General features: G+C 59.1%; 13 protein-coding genes and 1 tRNA gene. 3 read left to right on the forward strand and 11 right to left on the reverse strand.

Annotation, left to right across the window (positions count from 1 at the left end):
* Window positions 1-5: 5 nt before the first annotated feature.
* From AC2FLM_RS21995 to AC2FLM_RS22005, 3 genes are all read left to right on the forward strand, one after another.
* The gene (locus AC2FLM_RS21995; protein WP_496859977.1) at window positions 6-2,420 is read left to right on the forward strand and encodes a DUF3772 domain-containing protein; all 2,415 of its coding nucleotides are present in this window, start codon (window positions 6-8) and stop codon (window positions 2,418-2,420) included.
* Window positions 2,410-3,132, forward strand: a complete 723-nt coding sequence (locus AC2FLM_RS22000; RefSeq protein WP_496859954.1) for an alanyl-tRNA editing protein — start codon at window positions 2,410-2,412, stop codon at window positions 3,130-3,132. Before AC2FLM_RS21995 ends, AC2FLM_RS22000 begins: the two co-directional genes overlap by 11 nt.
* Before the next feature lie 58 nt (window positions 3,133-3,190).
* Window positions 3,191-3,280, forward strand: a tRNA-Ser gene (locus tag AC2FLM_RS22005).
* A 362-nt stretch (window positions 3,281-3,642) separates the two neighbouring features.
* On the opposite strand, the gene AC2FLM_RS22010 is transcribed toward AC2FLM_RS22005, so the two are convergent.
* The 11 genes from AC2FLM_RS22010 to AC2FLM_RS22060 all read right to left on the reverse strand — a co-directional run bounded on the left by AC2FLM_RS22010 (window position 3,643) and on the right by AC2FLM_RS22060 (window position 18,201).
* Window positions 3,643-5,325, reverse strand: a complete 1,683-nt coding sequence (locus tag AC2FLM_RS22010; protein WP_496859955.1) for a recombinase family protein — start codon at window positions 5,323-5,325, stop codon at window positions 3,643-3,645.
* Window positions 5,322-5,732 (reverse strand): DUF2924 domain-containing protein, encoded by a 411-nt coding sequence (locus tag AC2FLM_RS22015; protein WP_496859956.1) that lies wholly within the window; start codon window positions 5,730-5,732, stop codon window positions 5,322-5,324. The genes AC2FLM_RS22010 and AC2FLM_RS22015 overlap by 4 nt, the downstream gene beginning before the upstream one ends.
* Window positions 5,729-5,962, reverse strand: a complete 234-nt coding sequence (locus AC2FLM_RS22020; protein ID WP_228687306.1) for a DUF3489 domain-containing protein — start codon at window positions 5,960-5,962, stop codon at window positions 5,729-5,731. Before AC2FLM_RS22020 ends, AC2FLM_RS22015 begins: the two co-directional genes overlap by 4 nt.
* A 198-nt stretch (window positions 5,963-6,160) precedes the next feature.
* Window positions 6,161-7,336 carry a hypothetical protein gene (locus AC2FLM_RS22025; protein WP_496859957.1) on the reverse strand — a complete coding sequence of 392 codons (1,176 nt, stop codon included), beginning with the start codon at window positions 7,334-7,336 and terminating at the stop codon, window positions 6,161-6,163.
* Complete coding sequence (locus tag AC2FLM_RS22030) at window positions 7,317-7,715, reverse strand: DUF5681 domain-containing protein (RefSeq protein WP_496859958.1); 399 nt, start codon at window positions 7,713-7,715, stop codon at window positions 7,317-7,319. Before AC2FLM_RS22030 ends, AC2FLM_RS22025 begins: the two co-directional genes overlap by 20 nt.
* The gene (locus AC2FLM_RS22035; protein WP_496859959.1) at window positions 7,712-9,028 is read right to left on the reverse strand and encodes a site-specific DNA-methyltransferase; all 1,317 of its coding nucleotides are present in this window, start codon (window positions 9,026-9,028) and stop codon (window positions 7,712-7,714) included. Before AC2FLM_RS22035 ends, AC2FLM_RS22030 begins: the two co-directional genes overlap by 4 nt.
* Before the next feature lie 251 nt (window positions 9,029-9,279).
* Window positions 9,280-10,209 (reverse strand): hypothetical protein, encoded by a 930-nt coding sequence (locus AC2FLM_RS22040; protein WP_496859960.1) that lies wholly within the window; start codon window positions 10,207-10,209, stop codon window positions 9,280-9,282.
* Entirely contained in the window at window positions 10,209-12,107 is a 1,899-nt protein-coding gene (locus tag AC2FLM_RS22045; RefSeq protein ID WP_496859961.1) for an AAA family ATPase, read from the reverse strand. The genes AC2FLM_RS22040 and AC2FLM_RS22045 overlap by 1 nt, the downstream gene beginning before the upstream one ends.
* 9 nt (window positions 12,108-12,116) lie before the next feature.
* Complete coding sequence (locus AC2FLM_RS22050) at window positions 12,117-13,256, reverse strand: restriction endonuclease subunit S (RefSeq protein WP_496859962.1); 1,140 nt, start codon at window positions 13,254-13,256, stop codon at window positions 12,117-12,119.
* Window positions 13,253-14,776: a type I restriction-modification system subunit M gene (locus AC2FLM_RS22055; RefSeq protein WP_496859963.1), complete on the reverse strand. Its 1,524-nt coding sequence runs from the start codon at window positions 14,774-14,776 to the stop codon at window positions 13,253-13,255. Before AC2FLM_RS22055 ends, AC2FLM_RS22050 begins: the two co-directional genes overlap by 4 nt.
* Window positions 14,773-18,201: a DEAD/DEAH box helicase family protein gene (locus AC2FLM_RS22060; protein ID WP_496859964.1), complete on the reverse strand. Its 3,429-nt coding sequence runs from the start codon at window positions 18,199-18,201 to the stop codon at window positions 14,773-14,775. The genes AC2FLM_RS22055 and AC2FLM_RS22060 overlap by 4 nt, the downstream gene beginning before the upstream one ends.
* Window positions 18,202-18,244 lie beyond the last annotated feature (43 nt).

Genomic DNA, 18,244 nt, shown 5'->3' on the forward strand with positions numbered 1-18,244 from the left:
TGACGATGGGCCGGGCGCTGCGGTATCTGCTCACCGCGTTGCTGCTGTTGACGGCGACCGCGCTCTCGGCCCAGTTGACCGACGAGAGCCGCGCCTACTACGACCGGTGGGTACGTACGGCCGAGCGCGCGGAGGAGGTTATCAAACTCAACCGTGCGTCGCAGGCCGCGTTCGAGCAATTGCGTGCCGAGGTAAGATCTTACCGGGATACCTTTAACCGGGTTCGAGGCGAGAATTCGGACCGGATCAAGACGCTCGAGGCACAGATCGCGGCGCTGGGGCCCAAACCCGGTGACGGCGAGAGCGAGGCCGAGGACATCGCTCGGCTGCGCACCCATCTGAACGACCAACTCGCCAAGCTGACCGTGCCGCGCATCATCTCGGAAGAGGCCTATAGCCGTGCCAATGGCCTGATCAACGAGATCGACCGCATCGTGCGCGCGCGCGACACCAAGGAACTGCTCAAACGCGGGCCGTCGCCGCTCAATCCCGAATATTGGCCGGACGCGTGGAAGGACATCAAACAGGCGATGACGGCGCTGGCCAACGAGGTCGCGTTCAACATGCGCTCGGACGTGGTGCGCGAACGGCTGAAAAGCAATGGTCCCGGCATCTTGCTCTTGAGCGTCGTGGGGCTGGTTTTCCTCGCCCGCGGGCGCAGGTGGTCGGAAAGGGCGGGTGATTTCCTGCGCTCGCTGGGCGGCGTCGGAACCGGGGTCTGGTCCTTCGTGGTGTCGCTGCTCAGGATCCTGATCCCCTGGATCGGTGTCATGTTCCTGGTCCAGTCGCTTGAGATGATGGACATCACCGGCTTGCGCGGAGCGCTGATTCTGGAGCAAGTGCCCTATTGGGCGGCGGTGATCCTGTATTTCAACTGGATCGGCCGACAGGTCTATCTGTTCAATGCCAGTACGGGCTTTCGCTATCTCAGCCAGTCGCAAGTGCAGGTAACGCGCCTGTGTGTCGATCTTCTGGCCGTGATGCTGGTGCTGCACGACCTGATCGTGCTGTTCGAGCGGCTAGAGAACATACCCGAGGCCACGCGCGCGGTGACCGGTTTCCCGATAATCGTGATGACCGCGCTTCTGCTGCTCAGGCTTCAGCGGGTGCGTGCGCAGGGGCAGGTCAAGGGCGGCACGGTGGACGGCACAGAGGCCGCGCGTGGCGGTGCGGGATTCAGCCGCCTGATCGAGTTCCTACGGCGCGCGCTTTACCTGCTGGGCATCGCGTCGCCTGTGCTGGCGATGCTGGGCTACAACAATGCCGCCGAGGCGCTGGTCTACCCGGCAGTCAAGACATTGGCGCTGATTGCGGTGCTGGTGATCGTCCAGCGGTTTCTGACCAATGTCTATGGATGGCTGACCCGCAAGGGCGACGAGGCGGGAGATTCGCTCTTTTCCGTGATCCTCGGTTTTCTGCTGGCGATCCTGGCGTTGCCGCTGCTGGCGCTTTATTGGGGTGCGCGCGAGGCAGAGCTGACCGAGATCTGGTCGCGCATCATGATGGGGTTCGATATCGGTGGCGTGGTCATTTCTCCGTCGAATTTCCTGACCTTCGCGCTGGTCTTTGCCATCGGTTACACCGTCACCCGGCTGTTGCAGGGGGGGTTGCGCAACTCTTTACTGCCCAAGACGCGGCTTGATCCGGGTGGCCAGAACGCCATCGTGGCCGGGACCGGGTATCTGGGCATCTTTCTGGCCGCGCTTCTGGCGATCACCACGGCGGGCTTCGATCTGTCCTCTCTGGCGATTGTCGCCGGTGCGCTGTCGGTCGGGATCGGTTTCGGGCTTCAGACCATCGTGTCGAATTTCGTCTCTGGCATCATCCTGCTGATCGAACGGCCGATCTCCAAGGGTGACTGGATCGATGTGAACGGGAAAATGGGCTATGTGCGCGACATCTCGGTCCGCTCGACCCGGATCGAAACCTTTGACCGGACCGATGTGATCATCCCGAACTCGGACCTGATCAGCGGCAGCGTCACCAACTATACCCGCGGCAATACGGTGGGCCGCGTGATCGTACCGGTTGGCGTCGCCTATGGCACCGACACCCGCAAGGTCGAGACGATCCTGCGCGAGATTGCCGAGGCGCATCCGATGGTACTGGCCAATCCTGCTCCCAGCGTGGTGTTCCAGCGCTTTGGTGCGGATTCGCTCGATTTCGAGATTCGGGCGATCTTGCGCGACGTGAACTGGGCATTGTCGGTGAAGTCCGACATGAACCACGAGATCAACCGACGGTTCGTCGAAGAGGGGATCGAGATACCCTTTGCCCAGCGTGACATCTGGCTGCGCAATCCCGAGGCGCTGAGCGGGGCCGCTGCGGCAACACAGGCGGCGGTGGAGCCGGGCACCGAGACCCCGCCTGCCATGCTGACCGAGACCGACATGGATGGAGGCACCGGAGATGACTACTGAACCCCTGTTCATGCAGGATGCCTATCGGCGCGAGGCCCCGGCGAGGGTAACGGGCCTGACCGAAGAGGGCGGTCTGATCCTCGACCGTTCGGTGTTCTACGCAACCGGCGGCGGCCAGCCCGGTGACAGCGGGTGGATCCGCTGGGAAGGGGGTGAGATGGCGGTCGAAACGGCGATCAAGGCGGGTGAGGGCGCCATCGCGCTGATCCCGGCCGAGGGCGCCATGCCGCCGCCTGTCGGGGCCGAGGTATCGCAGCATCTCGACTGGGACCGCCGCCACGCCCATATGCGGGTTCATACCGCGTTGCATCTTTTGTCCGTGGTCATTCCGCTTGAGGTTTCAGGCGGGGCCATCGCGGCCGGGAAAGGTCGGCTCGACTTCAACATGCCCGAGGCGCCCGAGGACAAGGGCGCGCTGGAACAGGCGCTTCAGGCGCTGATCGACCGCGATCTGCCGGTGACCGAGGATTGGATCACCGATGCGGAACTGGACGCCAACCCGGCGCTGGTCAAGACCATGTCGGTCTCGCCGCCGCGCGGCAGCGGCCGGGTGCGGTTGGTGCGGATCGGGCAGGGGGAGGATCAGGTCGATCTGCAACCTTGTGGCGGGACCCACGTGGCCCGCACCGGAGAGATCGGGACGATCCGGCTGGGCAAGATCGAAAAGAAGGGCCGCCAAAACCGCCGCGTCTATCTGCATCTGGACGGGTAGAGGCAAAGGGAAAAAGCCCCTTGCAAATCCCGGCCCGATGGTCGAAATACGCCGTCACGGACAGTTGGCCGAGTGGTCGAAGGCGCACGCCTGGAAAGTGTGTAGGCGGGGAACCGTCTCGAGGGTTCGAATCCCTCACTGTCCGCCACCGACCCCCGTCTCACCAGCCCATAGCAAGATTGCACGGAATTTCCTCGACACTAAGGGGACTTGCGGCTGCGCGCACCTGCCTGAGACGCACCGTGAGGGCTGATCCATACCGGTTTCGGTGCGCGGTCTCTGTTGCCCAGTTTGGCCGGTGAGGTCTTCCAGGATTTCCCTGATAACAGGCAGTTTACAGGGAAATTCGCGGAATCGAGGTAGTCGTCAGCGATTTTTTGGCTAAATTTTATATTATTTTCAGATACTTGAATGGTATTTCCCTGCGCGAGTTAACAGGGAATTTTCGAGGCCGAACAGGGAACTGTTTCGAAAGATCAGGGAATCCCGTGCGGCGAACAGGGAAACCGTTCATGCGGCAAGTTTGAAGCGCTTCTCCTGGCTGGCCCAATCGAGGGGCAGTCGGGTCCGCACCAGCGTCTCGAGGGTCAACTCGAGCGGTTGGGTCCCGGTGACGATCGCTTCCTGGATCCGCGGCGAGAGTGTCGCCAGCGGGAGGATCCGAGCGACATAGCTCTCGGAGAAGCCTTCTCGTTGGGCAATATTTCTGAGCGCGACGCCGCTCTTCAGCATCGCTGCCCAGCGATGCGCATTGCGAAGAGCGCGGAGAAGGACCGGATCTGGCGTCGGCTGTCTCTCGCCGGCGACAATCTTCATCTCGACGCCGCGCCGTCGGCACGTGAACGGCGACTCCAGATCCAGAACTGCGAGATCGATATCCCCGGGCGTCAGTCCAAGAACATGGGCCAATGAACTCTGGTCGAAGCGGATGCGCAGGGCCCCAGAGCTTACCTCGCCCGAGGCGATGGCGGCGGATATGATCGACACGCCGCCCTCTCGAAGGGACGCCGCGAGGTCCATAGCTTTGCTGGTCGCCGCGATCGATTCCTTGGCGCTGACATCCCGGAGGATGGCGTGCCTCCCGGCCAGTTCCTCGAGGTGGTCTGCGATCGCCGATGCGACGGCCTGCTCGAATGCAGGCGCCGGAAGGCGCCATCCCGAGGCATCGGTCGTGCCGGTCACGAGACGGTTGGAGACGTAATAGCGAAGTCGCCGATCATGGCGTTTCGTGTGCGTCGGCGTGAGCGGATCGCCCGTCTCGTCCCGGAACTTGCCGATCAGCGGCGCGGAAAGACCGACACCGGCCTTTGATCCGACGAAGGTGCGTGCTCCACGTCGGCGCGCGCTGGCGGATTGCAGCCTGGCCTGTACCCGATCCCAAAGCTCGTCGCCGATGATGGCCTTATGTGGGCCTGGCCAGACCTTGTCCCTGTGCCGGATGAGGCCGCGATAAACCGGATTGGTCAGAATCCGATAGATCTGCCCGCGGCTGAACACAGCGCCGCCCTGCCGGCGGCCACTGGCAAAGACCCGTCGCTTCGACCGGAGGCCGGCCTTTCGAACGGCCTCGGCCGTCGCGTTCAGGCAGCCATGTTCGAGGTAGAACCCGAACAGCCTGCGCACCGTCTCGGCCTCGGTTTCGTTGACGACGAGTTCACGCCGGTTGGGGTCGGGATGCGGGTCATAGCCAAGCGGGGCCAGCCCGCCCATCCAGAGCCCCTTCTTCTTCGACGCCGCGATCTTGTCCCGGATCCGCTCGGCAGTGACCTCGCGCTCGAACTGAGCGAAGGAGAGCAGCACATTGAGCGTGAGGCGGCCCATGGACGAGGACGTATTGAAGGCCTGCGTGACCGAGACGAAGGAGCAGCTGGCCGCCTCGAGCCGATCCACCAGCCTGGCGAAGTCTGCGAGCGAGCGCGTCAGCCGGTCGATCTTGTAGACAACGACCATGTCGATCCGGCCGGCATCTATATCGGCGAGAAGGCGCTGCAACGCCGGGCGCTCCAATGTGCCGCCCGAGAGGCCGCCATCGTCATAGCGGGCCGGCAGCATCTTCCACCCTTCGTGGCGCTGGCTCGCGATGTAGGCGACGCAGGCTTCGTGCTGAGCGTCGAGCGAGTTGAAGTCCTGGTCGAGACCCTCTTCGGAGGACTTTCGCGTATAGATTGCGCAGCGGACCATGGACTTGGTCATGACCGGGCCTTGCCGTTCAGGCCGAAGAACCGGGGACCGGACCATTGCGCTCCGGTGATCTCTCGCGCGATGACCGAGAGCGACCGCCACGTCTGTCCCTTCCAGACGAAACCGCCATCGGTGACATCGACGACATGGGTCACCCCGTTCCATTCACGCAGCAGACGTCCGCCTGACTTGAGGGCCGGTGAGGGCATCTTCGGCTTGACGTCGCTCGATGGCCGCGTGAGCGCCCTTACCACATGCTTGGGAAGGCCGCCGCGCTCTTGCACTTGGAGTTCGTAGGCGATGAACCGCCGCAGGAAAGTCCGGCTGATCCCTTTGGGTGCTGGAAACCCGAAGAGGTCCGACCAGGCCGCGAGAAGCGCGGCCCGGCCCATGGTTTCGAGGTCGTCGATCTGGATCATTCGGCGGTCTCGGGCGCCGCAGTGATCCGGTAGATCGAGCTTCCGCCCTTCCCATCACCGGCTGCCTCCCGCTCGATCGTGTAGCCGGCCTTGCGCAGGCCGCTGAGCGCGGCTCGGGCGGAGTGCGGCTGCCAGCCGGTCGCCTTGCAGATCGCGTCCATCCGCGCGCCCTGGGGGCGGGCGAGTATCGAACGCACCTTGTCGATCTTTGATTGGTTTGCCTTGGCCATGTCTTGTCTCCTCTGTTTACGGTCCGGCATCGTGCCAGTCCTTGTACCGAGGAGAGCCCGGTGATCCGTCCGGGCGCAGGGACAGTGCCGCTCCGTTCAGCCCAGTAGTCCAGTCCGAATTCCAAGCGTGATGGCGGTCTGCGATCGCGCCCAGAGGTAAAATGTAGGATCAGCAGGGCGGCTACAGGCCAAGCAAGATCAGACGTCCACCTGTTCCGCGTCGATCTCGGCTGCCGTGAACACGCCGGGCGGCAATGTAAGGGGACCATGTGACGAGGGGTTTTCAATGAACTCGCGCTGGAACCAGTCTGCCTGTTCCCGCAGCTCCGCCATCTGGTGCTTTTCGAATGCGGCCTGTTCGTCCGGGGTCAGCGGTCGCGCGCGAGGCGGCGCGAAGACATCCTGATCGCCGAAGACCTCGTGCTGCATGTAGTTCGCCTCGGGCACCGGCGTGAAGACGAGCTGCGGATAACCGTGGCCGGAGTCGACGAAGAAGGCACCGCTGCGTTGCTCGTCAGGCGAAGAGTAAACCCGTGGATCCTGCAGGTACTGTCCCGAGAATACCCTTGCCCCGACCGCCTTAAGGCGCTGGCGCAACTGATCCCGGTTTTCCATATCGGGCGCGAGAGGTTCGCCGCGTCGGCGATTGATGACGCGTCCATCCGGGAGCGTCCAGCATTCGTCCTGCAGCGCGATTGCCGGAAGGGACAAATGCTCCCAACGGTCGGGTCCCGACAGCAGGTGGCCTGTCAGATCGTCCGGATGCAGCCGTTGCATGACGACGATGACGACGCCTGATGCCTTGTCGTTGAGCCGCTGGATGACTTCTTCATCGAACCAGCGGTTGACCGCCACACGCGCAGTATCGTCGTTTGCGATGGCGGGCGGCATCGGATCGTCGATGATGACAATATCAGCACCGCGCCCGATCTGGCTGGCCTGTGACAGCACCGGCATGCGCCGTCCGCCCTCTGGCAGAACGATGGCTCCTGGCTTCGGGCCGGGCCTGAGATGCGGAAAGACGGCACGCAGCCTGGTCGAGCGCAGCAGCCTGTCGGTGCTCTCGCCAAGATCACTGACCAGAGACCGAGTGCCGGCTATTGCCATGATTTTCCTTGTTGGATCTCGACCGAGAACCCAGACCGGAAACGCGACGCTCGCAGTCAACGACTTCAAGCTGCGTGGTGGGACGTTGATGATTAGCCGCCGAATCTCGCCCCTCGCGCAGCGCTCAAGACGATCGGCCATGAGGCTGATGTGCCAGTTGTCGTACAGCGTTCGGCCCGTGTGCAGCTCGTGAAAAGCGAACCGATTGAAGGCGCCGAAGTCGGAGCGATAGAGGCGTAGAACGAGGTCAGACCGACTGATCTTCATCGGCGCCTCCCTTCATCATCCCGGCGAGCTTTGCCGTAAGCTCGGCCTCATCCTCAGCGGTGACGCGAAACGGCTCCGGGTCATTGCGGCCCTCAAGATGCCGGAACAGGAACTGCAATTGGCGCAGGTCGCCTTTAAGGGCGCCCTGGATCATCTGCTTGACGATCGCCTCGCGTGTCGAAATTTGTCTCACGCCATTGCCGTCACGCAGGGTGATCAACCTGTCGAGTTCCTCGTCTAGCAGCGTGTTCATGTTCTTGGACTTCGGCGGCCTACCCCTCGGATTTCCGGACTCCCCCTTCTTGAATTGCCTTGCCTTCGGAGGCTTGCCGAAGCCGACCTCGTAATCTGCATCGGCTCTTTTGGACTTCTTGCTCATGCTTCTTCCTCCGCACCGCGAATGCCTTTCACGACGCCGAACGGATCGCCGGTTGCCGCCAACGTGGCCGCCACACCTGTTTCCTGTTCAAATCTTCGGATCGCGACATCGACGTAATGCGGATCGATCTCCATCCCGGCGCCGCGCCTGCCAGCCCGCTCTGCGGCCAGGAAGATGGTGCCGGAACCGGCAAACGGATCGAGGACAATCTGGCCCGTCTTCGAGCAATCCATCATGGCATCCGCTATCATGGCCACGGGCTTTACCGTCGGGTGCGCCTCGAGATCGAACATGCGGCCTTTACCAAAGCTGTTCACGCCGGGATACGACCAGACGTTGGTCCGGTAACGCCCATGACGGCCGAGCTCGACGTTGTTGACGTGGGGAGCCGTGCCCGACTTGAACACGGCCACCAGCTCGTGCTGCGACCGGTAGAGCGATCCCATGCCACCGTTGTCCTTGACCCAGACGCAGAGGTTCTTGAACTCGGTGTAGGTGCCGCGACAGGCGGTCAGGAGCTCGTGGAGGTGCCGCCAGTCCTTGCAAAGGAAATGCATCGATCCGTCGGCACTGTATTCCACCAGCCTTTCCGCGACGGTCTTAAGGAAGGCGGTGAAGGCCTCTTCCGACATTTCGCCAGATGCCATCGCAAATTCCCGGTGACGGATTCTTCCTGACCCGCAAACGTGACCATCGATCGGCACGTTGTAAGGCGGGTCGGCAAAGACCATTGCGGCTCTCTCATCTCCGAGAAGCTGACAATAGCTGTCTCGATCGAGGGCATCACCGCAGAGCAATCGATGCCTGCCGAGCAGCCATAGGTCGCCTTCGCGAGCCACGGCGGGCGCATCCGTCGAGACGGCGGGGATATTCTCGTCCTGCGGATCGGGCTCAGCCGCGTCCCAGCTGTTCTGCAGGATGAGGTTCACCTCGGGGATCTCGAAACCGGTGATCTCGAGTTCGAAGCCATCGTCGATCAGCTCAAGCATCTGCTCCTGCAGGATCTCGATGTCCCAGCCTGCGTTGAGGGCCAGCTTGTTGTCGGCGATGACAAGGGCCTTTTTCTGTGCCGGTGTCAGCCCGGCAAGGCAAATGCAGGGCACCTCGCGAAGGCCGACTGACCTGGCGGCTTCGAGGCGTCCGTGTCCGGCGATGATCTGATCGGCTTCGTCGATCAGGATCGGGTTTGTGAACCCGAATTCCCTGATGCTGGCAGCGATCTGCCGGACCTGCTTTGCAGAGTGTGTGCGCGGGTTGCGCGGGTTTGGCCGGATCTCTTCAACGGCCAGATTGGTGATAGTGAGGTTCCGCATGGCGGTCTCCTTTGTCGGGAGCCGCCCGAAAATGAAGACGGCGCGGCTCCGGTTTCCCGAAAACCACGCCGTGCCATGCAAAGCGTTCGGTCTTATCGCTGGCACTCAACCCCATGGGTAAGATACAGCGGCGATGCGGCTTAACCCGGCCCACGGCAAGGATCACAACGCACCTTCAACACTTCTAGGCTACGATATTTGCAACCAAACTTCAAGTTGCCCATCCAGAGCAACCTGAGGGATTTGGCCTCCTATAGCTCCTCGGCGTGGCAATTGTGCGAAACCAGCAGAGGTGGCCTCTGCAGATCATAGACATCGCCGTCACGCGCAAAGGCGCCAAGCAGTGTTTGGTGTTCTGTTGCTGAAATCAATGTAACCGGAGTGGTTTGGCCGGCTCGTCCCGCATCGAGACCTGCATCTACCCTCAGCCCGCCTTTCTCGGTTAGGATATATCTCGCGTGAAATTGCTCTCCACCACGGCGCTCCCGCCAAATGTAGAATACAATAGAGAGTGGCTCTGGTATCACGCCAGCCAATTGTTCTACACAGGCGGATCTGAACGCGGAAGGGTCGAGGCCATTCTTCCCGGTGATGTGGAATTCAATTCGCTCTGGCGTCCGCGCACTATTGGCGATGAGTTCCAGGAATGCTCGAAGGGTGCGACGATACTCCAAACGGTAAGGGCTAAAGTAGGGATCAATAAATATGGCGTCCCTCCCGCAGGACAGTAGACGTCCGGCTGCCTTCAAAAGTCCCGCCTCCGAGCGTTCAAATCTTCCCTCGTGAGACACTTTTAGCGTGTCGTTTTCGTCGTCGAGATCATCAGGGACTACAATCCAATGGGGCAGTTCTCTGTTTTCTGACGCCAGCACGCCATCGAAGGGCAACTTCTTATGCTCTTTTTCAGTATTCTGGATCCAAGTCTCCGCTTCCGAGTACTTCCGGTTACTGGTTATCGCCGAGGCTTCAATAAGTCTGCGGGCCTTCGCTTTGATGCGATTTCTTTCATTCACTCCAAGTTCTTCATTTGAGTTTACCTGTTCAACAAGCTGCTTGAACCAGTTTCGATTGAAGACTTCGACAACGCGGCCTCTGTCAAAACCAAACAAGGCTGAGACTTGGCTACAAGTCTGCCAGTCTCTAGCAATCGACTTTGGGTCTAAGGCATAAAAACGCAACATCAAAAGAGCTCTTCGTCTCTTTCCTCAAAGAAGCCATCTGGCCATCGATCAACAAAATCACCGTCGCCAGAGACTCGAAGCTTTTTGAATTTTGGCCCTTTTTCTGTGGGTGTTACATAAACGACTGATAGCTCTTCTTGGGATAATCCTAGTACTCCTGGGGGCAATTCATGATTGGCACTCTCTCTAAGTCTACGCAGGAGCCGTAGCATGATATGTTCGCTATGGGTCTCCACCAACAAAGTGCGCTCTGGTCCCGTAGCCGGTTGTTCGCTTTGGGTCGCGGTGATGAACAGATCGCCGAGCCCCACTTGAATTGCCGGATGAATATGTAGTTCGGGTTGCTCGATCGCCACAAGTCCGGTGGGTTCCTTCAAGCAGGCAACAACAACCGGCACCATCTGAGAAATTCCAACGCCAACATCACTTGGAGCGACAGGGATACTGCGAACCACATCCATCAGGCTTATCTCAGATTTGCTTGGAATTGCCTCATACAGCTCCTGCAAGTCACCAAGATCATCTTCGTTGATTCCGCGCTTGAACAACCGATGAAGGCCATCTGCGGTAGAGATTTGTTTGTATTCTGACTTCACGATCACGTAGCCAGTGCGAAGTCGCTCCTCCGATGACATCCATTCGTTGACAGTGTTCAACAGGTCGTCACCTGCGTGCGTGTATAGAACATCCCACGCGGCTAGTCCTTGAGCCCACCTGGACTCGTCAGGCGAAAGACGAGGTCGATAGCTCCTGCTTGGGATCTCTCGCAGAGGGCCAATGTATGTGACGGTCCTAAGATAGTCGCGTGCAATGCGTGCAGGCCCAAGCACAAGTTCGTCCAGCAGCGCAGCAAGCGCGTCTCGTCGCGCGTTCTCTAGGGCAATCGCTTGATTGGTCGTGCCGGCTCCGGGGACCTGCAGGTGTTGCGGCAAGGCGGCGCTGGCTTCTTCTACGTCGGCTGGTTCAATGTCACGAAGGTCAGGTGCGAGCGGTTTGTCCAGATCGGGCAGAGCCCCCAATGGCGTGTCGATCGCAACCGCATATATCGAGTTCTGTCCTTCAGGATTCTCAGCTTTTTCTTCGCTTGGCTGTCGTGCTTCGTCAACTTCTGCCAACCTCTTTTCAAGCTGATCACGCAAAGCACTTCTTTCGCGTGATGCGCGTTCCCAGGCGTCCTTGTCGGACTGCTTAATCGAAGACACCAGTCTTGAGAGGTCATAGATTTCCTGCTGAAGGGGCGAGCCCGCCTCAAACCCAATACCCTCATCTTCGCCCAGAATTTCTTCGGGTAGCTCGAGGTCAGATTGTGGGTCAGTAATCTCAGATAGGAGGGGATGGTCGAACGCAAAGTTGCACAGTCTGGCACGCCCTTGCTGCGCAGGCGAGATGATTTCAGCGATCGTCTTGCCATCCATTTCTGCAGTCAGGCGTGAGATAAATGGCGCGTCGATGAGATGGCTCCATCGCACTTCGACGCCGAGCCCAATCTCCTGGACGACTGCATAGTCACGCAACTCCGTGTTTTCGCCAACGATGTAGCGGATCCCGAGCCGCTCGAAATCTCGATCGCCAAGCCGATTTCCAGAGTTCAAGGGGAGTCGCTCGCTGCCCTGATCCTCGGTCATATCGATCCGCACCTTTATGCGGATAGGGCGATTGCGGTCGTGGTTGTGGACGAGCGTGGCGAAGCCGCCGAGGTCGGTCAGGCCGCCGGCGATGGTCTGATCGGGGTCGGGGTTATTGCGCTCGAGGATCTCGCGAAGGTAGTGCAGCGCTTGAAGGATCGTACTCTTGCCGGCGCTGTTAGGGCCAAAGAGCAGCGTGATCGGCGCGAGGTCTATGCTCTGCTTCGTGCCAATGCCTTTGAAGTTTTCGATTTCGATGTGGCTCAGGCGCATGGTAAAATCCTATAGCTCGCCACGGAAGGCACGTTGAGAAATAGACCCAAACAGCGCTTTGGCCTCTGTTTGATTAGCGATCATTTTCGAATAAATACTGGTCACTCTTCTTTCGATTTCGGTGAATTCTCTCTGCACGTCTAGAGGGGGAACCGGGATTTCCAGGTCCCCAATCTGCCGCGCAGTCAATTGCGGGACGGCCGAGCCAGATTTCGTGTCAGTGAGCTTGTGTTGGATGACCGGGTGCGTCATCAGACGGTGCAAATAGGTTGGCATCAGATCTTGAGATGGGCGTAAAATCATGAGTTGGGCATTTATAAACCCAGTTTCATATTCGCAGTCGAATATTGCACACTGACCGATGCTGCCTCGAAGCGTTACGACCAAATCGTGTCTCTGCAACTTTCCGCGGCTTAGAGAATCGAACTTTTCTTTGGTAATGAATTGCTTATTTGAAAAAACAATTCGGGAGTTTGAAATATTTTTGGTGCTCAGGAAAAGAACCCCGTCAGCCACGATGTCCTTTCCACTGGGATAGTTGCTGGAACGGTCGCCGTTTATCAGTTCTGCGACCGAGCGCATTGTAGCCGTAGGCCATTCTACGGTTTGGCCGAAGAACATCTCCAGAAACACCGACTTCAGAAACTCATCCGCCAGGTCGAGAGCCTGCTCGCGTTTGCGGCGGATTGCGTCGGCCTTGTCGAGGATCGCCGCGATCCGGCGTTGTTCATGGCTTGGGATGTCGGGTAGTTCAATTTCCCTAATGGACTTCACCGACAAGTGCTTAACCGTCACGAAAGGGGTTTGATCCTCAATTTCCTTTAGCTTTTTAGGCAAGAAGTGCTTCAGGAAGCTGCGATCGACTCGCTCATCTTTTGGCTCAACGCGACAAACCCGTTGGTTCAGAAGCGCCTTTCCGCCACGCCATTCCGCGAGACGGAATTCACCATCCATCGAAATCAGAAGATCGCCGTCATTCACCAAATACCGAGGATCAAAATCTCCATCAAATTTCAGATCAGTTCGTCCGCGAGCTACGTCTCGAATCCGAATTATCGGGGTGCCGGCGGACTCGCTAAATTGCTTTGAACTGAAGGCAAAGCCAGATGTGATGTCTGAGACGTCGCCTAGATTGGTTGAGTCAGTCATCCGAGCATCTCCTCCAGCTCGGAGAGGTCCCTTGCAATGTCATCATTCAGTTTCTTCATGCGCGACAGGATTTCAGCGGGCGGATCGTAGGTCTCTTCTACGTAAACTCGCTCCTTATATTTGCTCAGCGAGAGATCGTAGTTCGACTGGCGAATTTTTTCGGCCGGCACAAAAAACGCCTTCTGCGTCCGATCTATATCCCTCTGCGAATCGCGTTTCTTCCAGGCCTCCAAGCAGTCCGGAAGGTCGTTTGCTTCGATCGGATCCCGCTTGTCGTCGAGGGAGAAACCGTCGGCTTCGACATCGTAGAAGAAGACGTCATCGGTCCGACCGCCCTTGGTGAAGACGAGGATGCCAGTGGAGACGCCCGCATAGGGCTTGAAAACACCACTCGGCAGGGAGATCATAGCCTCAAGCTGGTTCTCATCAAGCAGTTGCCGGCGCAGCGCAACATGGGCGGTCGATGAGCCGAAGAGAACCCCATCGGGGACAATCGTTGCGGACCGGCCCCCGGTTTTCAGCATGCGAAGGATCAGGACGAGGAAGAGTAGCTCTGTCTTCTTTGTCTTCACCTTGCGCAGCAAACCGGGATGCACGTCCTCGAAGTCTAGCTGCCCCTTGAACGGCGGGTTGGCGAGTATGACGTCAAACCCTTCGCTTGCCGCCTGCGGATACTTGTCGCTGAACCCGGTGCTGAGCGTGTCCTGGTAGTGGATGTCTGGGTCATCCACGCCGTGCAGCATCAGGTTCATGGCCGCGATCCGTAGCATCGTCGCGTCGAAATCGAACCCGTGGAACATCTTGCTGCGAATGTGCTCGCGGTGATCCTCCAATAGGTCGCCGGTGTAGATCTTCTCGGTCTTGCCTGTTTCGGGATCGGTCTCCTCGATGATGCCTTCCTCGGAGGTGTGCTCCTTCACCAGATACTGCATCGTTTCGACAAGGAAGCCGCCAGTGCCTGCCGATGGGTCGCCAACGATTTCGTCCGGCTGTGGATCGAGTAGTTTGACCATCAGCTGGATGATGTGCCGCGGCGTCCGGAACTGGCCGTTGATGCCGGCGGTGGTCAGCTTGCTGAGCAGGTATTCGTAGAGGTCACCCTTTGTGTCCCCTTCGGTCAGCGGCAGCTTGTCGATCATATTGACCGCTTTCACCAGAAGGCTGGGCTTCTGGATCATCAGCTGCGCGTCCTTCATGAATTCTGCGAAGGCGGATCCGCTGGTCGACGACTTGCGAAAATGCGGGAAGACTTCGTCTCGAACGAGCGGCAGCATTTCCTCGGCGCCGAGGTGCCGGAACTGCGACCAGCGCAGATGCTGTTCGTCGTCGTCGAAACGCCGCTTGAATGGCTTTTGCGTACGTCGCATGCGGTTTTCATCGCGGGTTTCGTTGATGTCGAGAAGGCGCGCGAACATGAGGAAGGTAACCTGCTCGATCACCGTGAGCGGGTTCGTGATCCCGCCCTGCCAGAATTCCGTCCAGAGCGCGTCGATGTCGCGTTTGAGGGCACCTGTAATCATTGGTCTTTCGTCCTTTCAGAGGCTTCTTGTTCGTCGCCGCTTACCGTTGCGGGCGGCGCAAACTGGTCGACGATTTCCATGAGTTCATCGACGTCTTTTTCATTATCGAACACCCCGTCGGGCCCGTCGGCATCGACGACCGTGAAGGGATCTTCATAGAGCTTTGCGCGGGTGATCGAACCGTAGCGCGCGATGTGGTTCTTGAGCAGACCTAGGAAGCGTGTCTGCTTGGCTTTCAAACTTGGATGCGTCCGTGCGAAATCCGCGAATTTTGCTTCAATCGCTTCGGGATCGAGGCCAATTATAGAGCGAATAACGAAATCCAGAGGGGCGGCCGTCTCGGAGAAGAACTCCTCGAGAATTTCCCGGTTGACGCCTGGTGTCTGGGCCAGGATCAGCGACACGAGCTTCTGGATGTCATCTTCGGAGACAGGCTCGCCGCGGCTGATCTTCTGAAGCGTCGGGTTCTCATCGAAATGCTTCCGCAGCTCTTCCTCGACAACCTGCCGGTAGGCCTTCATGTTTACCGCATCGAGACTGATCTTGCGGCGGCCTGACTGAACCTCGGACGCGGTCTCAGTGATGTCGATGATCTTTGGCGGCACTGCCGTGCCCGACGTGCGCTCCCTGTACCGCATGATTTCACGAAGCGGCCTTCTGACTTCTTCGAGCTTTTCGAAAGTGAGATTGTCCCAGAACGCATCCGATTTGACGGTCTTGATGACCGCGGCCTTCTCCCGGACGGGGTTCAGGTGCATCTGAAGCGCACCAAGGCGTTCCAGCATGTCGATCTTAAGATCTCCGACCGTGTTGGATTGCCGTAGGACGGCAATCTGAATGCGGGCAATCAGGAGGTCGAGCGCATAGGCGTCGCCGTGTCCGCGGATATTCCGCCACTGCATGAGCGGCGCGATCACCTGGCGCAAGGCAACGACGGTCGCTGGCGCAAAGGCCCTCAAGGTTTCCGGCACCCCGAGCGACCGCTTCTCACGCCACTTTTCGCGGACAGCGACAGAGTCCTCCGGCAAGTCGTTGATGTCCTTGCCGATCAGCTCGATGATGGCATCAAAAGCCTCGATTTCGCTCTTCTTCAGCGCCAGCTCAGCCAGATTGATGCGCTCCTCAAAGACAAGCTGCATCAGTGATTTGGACTGTGCGGGTTCCGCCGGCCGATAGCCTGTCTCGAAGCGTTCGAAGTTCCCCCAATGGTCAAAGATCCGGAACACGGTCTTGTGCCGTCCGGGTCCGAACAGGTCTTCGCAGAGCCGCGTGCCTCGCCCGATCATCTGCCAGAATTTCACGGGCGATTTCACGGGCTTCGCAAACACGAGATTGAGGATCTCCGGGATGTCGATCCCGGTGTCGAGCATGTCGACCGAAATCGCGATGGTGAGCTCGTCGTTCTTGCCGTCGTCATTGCCCTTGAAGTCATCAATCAGCTGCTCGGCACGCGGATCATAGTTGTCGATGACCTGGCAGAAGCGGCCACCGTACTGGGGGTACATCTCATCAAAGAGCTGCCGGAGCAGTACAGCGTGCTGATGATTGCGCGCGAAGATGATGCTCTTGCCAGGGGTCTGCCCCGTCGCATCTCGCAACCCATTCTCCATCAGGTTCCGCAAGATCGCCCGGTTGGTGTCTTTGTTGTAGATCACACTATCGATCTGGTCGGCGGCAAAATCATACTGAGACGGGTCTTCGCCCTGATCTTCGAGTTCCTTGATCTGCTCAGCGGTCAGGGTGTCCAGGGTTATCCCCTCGCGCATGAACTGGGTCGTGTGCTCAAACACCTCAAACGGCGTCAGGAACCCATCACGCACGGCTTCTTCCAGGTCGTAGTTTGCGGTCGGAAGCTGACCCTCGCACTGGAACAGATTAAAGGTACTGCGCGTCACGAAATCGACCGGTGTCGCTGTCAGACCGATCTGCAGGCTGTCGAAGTAGGTGAAGATGTCGCCATAGACATTGTAGATGCTTCGATGGGATTCGTCGGCGACAATGAGATCGAAGTACCCCACATCGAAAGACTGAAACACTTTCTTCATCGCCGGATAGGTTGCGATGAAGATGCGTTCCTTTGCTGAGCTGTCGATCCGTCCGCTGACCACCCTGATCGGTTCAGAGGCGAGAAAATCCCCGAAAGCGTTCTTGGCTTGCTTCCTGAGCTCGCGCCGGTCGCACAGGAAGAGCACGCGTTTGACCCATCCCGCCCGGATCAAAAGTTCGGTCAGTGCTATGGCAACGCGGGTCTTACCGGTGCCGGTGGCCTGAACGACAAGCGATTTGCGGTGGTTTCCGGTAAACCGTTCCGACACGCGCTTGATCGCTTCGATCTGGTAGAGCCGATTGACGATGTCGGAACGCGGCTCGACCGTATTGAGCGCCTTCCGGCTCTTGCGCTGGAACTTGACCAGGTACTGAAGACTGTCCTTGGAATAGTATCCATAGACCTTCCGCGGCGGGTAACCGCCGGCGTCGTCCCACATCCAGATGTCGTAACCATTGGTGTAGAAGATCACCGGGCGCTGTCCGTAAACCTTCTCCAGACCGTCCGCATAGAGTTTAGCCTGCTGCCGACCTTTCTCAGGATCGACCGAGGTCTTCTTTGCTTCGACGACTGCCAGCGGCGCGCCATCATCATCCCAGAGCACATAGTCGGCATATCCAATGCCACTCGCAGTCGGCTGGGAGGGAACTTCGACCTCTTTGCCGACTTCGCTTGTGCTGGTGGCACCAGCCGCAACATTCCAGCCAGCCGTCGCGATCAGGCTATCGATGATGCGGGCCCGCGTGGTGGCCTCATCGAACTTCAGCAGGTTCGCAGCTTCCGCGGCGGACGACGCCAGAGCCTCGATCTCCGCAGCCTTCTTCTCCGCGGCCGTAGCCGTCTTGCGCGCGTCCTCAAGCTCCTGGAGAAGCTTCTCCATCTGAGCTTCCTGGCCCACCAGCTTTTCGAGCAGTTCGCGTTTTTCGCGCTTCAGCTTGCCTTTCGTCTCGTCGTCAGCTGACTGCGGAACCTCTGCGAACTTGGGCAGCTCATCAGGTGTGCCCTTGCGCGCCTGGACGAAGATCCAGCGCGAGAGGTCGAACGCTTCCTTGATCAGCCAAAGGGCATTCGTCGTGCTCGCGGGATGGCCGTGCGCGGCTTTGTTTCCGTGGATGCGAAGCGCATGCAGCTTGTCGAGAACCACCTTTGGCACGATCGCCGAAAAGGCGTCATTGCGCAGAAGATCGATGAACGTCGCCTGGTCTGGCTTGGGAAGTCGGAGGTCCCGATAGATGTCCTTGGTAAGGTTTTCGGCAAAGAGCCTGAGCTTCACCAGCGCGCTTGCTGGGTCAGCATAGGCATAGGCCTCAGCGAATGCGCCAAGTTCCGCCAGCTCTTGCCACTCCGGGCGCAGGAATTCGAAGTTGCGCGATTTCATCATCGCCTCCCCTTAGGCTTAAAGGGGGGCGGCAAGTCCTGCC

This window comes from Ruegeria sp. SAZD011, from assembly GCF_059612545.1.

Bases quoted from the DNA above. Each gene is read 5' to 3' on its own strand.
- AC2FLM_RS21995 (WP_496859977.1), top strand. From the start codon at position 6: ATGGGCCGGGCGCTGCGGTATCTGCTCACCGCGTTGCTGCTGTTGACG.
- AC2FLM_RS22000 (WP_496859954.1), top strand. From the start codon at position 2,410: ATGACTACTGAACCCCTGTTCATGCAGGATGCCTATCGGCGCGAGGCC.
- AC2FLM_RS22010 (WP_496859955.1), bottom strand. From the start codon at position 5,325: ATGACCAAGTCCATGGTCCGCTGCGCAATCTATACGCGAAAGTCCTCC.
- AC2FLM_RS22015 (WP_496859956.1), bottom strand. From the start codon at position 5,732: ATGATCCAGATCGACGACCTCGAAACCATGGGCCGGGCCGCGCTTCTC.
- AC2FLM_RS22020 (WP_228687306.1), bottom strand. From the start codon at position 5,962: ATGGCCAAGGCAAACCAATCAAAGATCGACAAGGTGCGTTCGATACTC.
- AC2FLM_RS22025 (WP_496859957.1), bottom strand. From the start codon at position 7,336: ATGAAGATCAGTCGGTCTGACCTCGTTCTACGCCTCTATCGCTCCGAC.
- AC2FLM_RS22030 (WP_496859958.1), bottom strand. From the start codon at position 7,715: ATGAGCAAGAAGTCCAAAAGAGCCGATGCAGATTACGAGGTCGGCTTC.
- AC2FLM_RS22035 (WP_496859959.1), bottom strand. From the start codon at position 9,028: ATGCGGAACCTCACTATCACCAATCTGGCCGTTGAAGAGATCCGGCCA.
- AC2FLM_RS22040 (WP_496859960.1), bottom strand. From the start codon at position 10,209: ATGTTGCGTTTTTATGCCTTAGACCCAAAGTCGATTGCTAGAGACTGG.
- AC2FLM_RS22045 (WP_496859961.1), bottom strand. From the start codon at position 12,107: ATGCGCCTGAGCCACATCGAAATCGAAAACTTCAAAGGCATTGGCACG.
- AC2FLM_RS22050 (WP_496859962.1), bottom strand. From the start codon at position 13,256: ATGACTGACTCAACCAATCTAGGCGACGTCTCAGACATCACATCTGGC.
- AC2FLM_RS22055 (WP_496859963.1), bottom strand. From the start codon at position 14,776: ATGATTACAGGTGCCCTCAAACGCGACATCGACGCGCTCTGGACGGAA.
- AC2FLM_RS22060 (WP_496859964.1), bottom strand. From the start codon at position 18,201: ATGAAATCGCGCAACTTCGAATTCCTGCGCCCGGAGTGGCAAGAGCTG.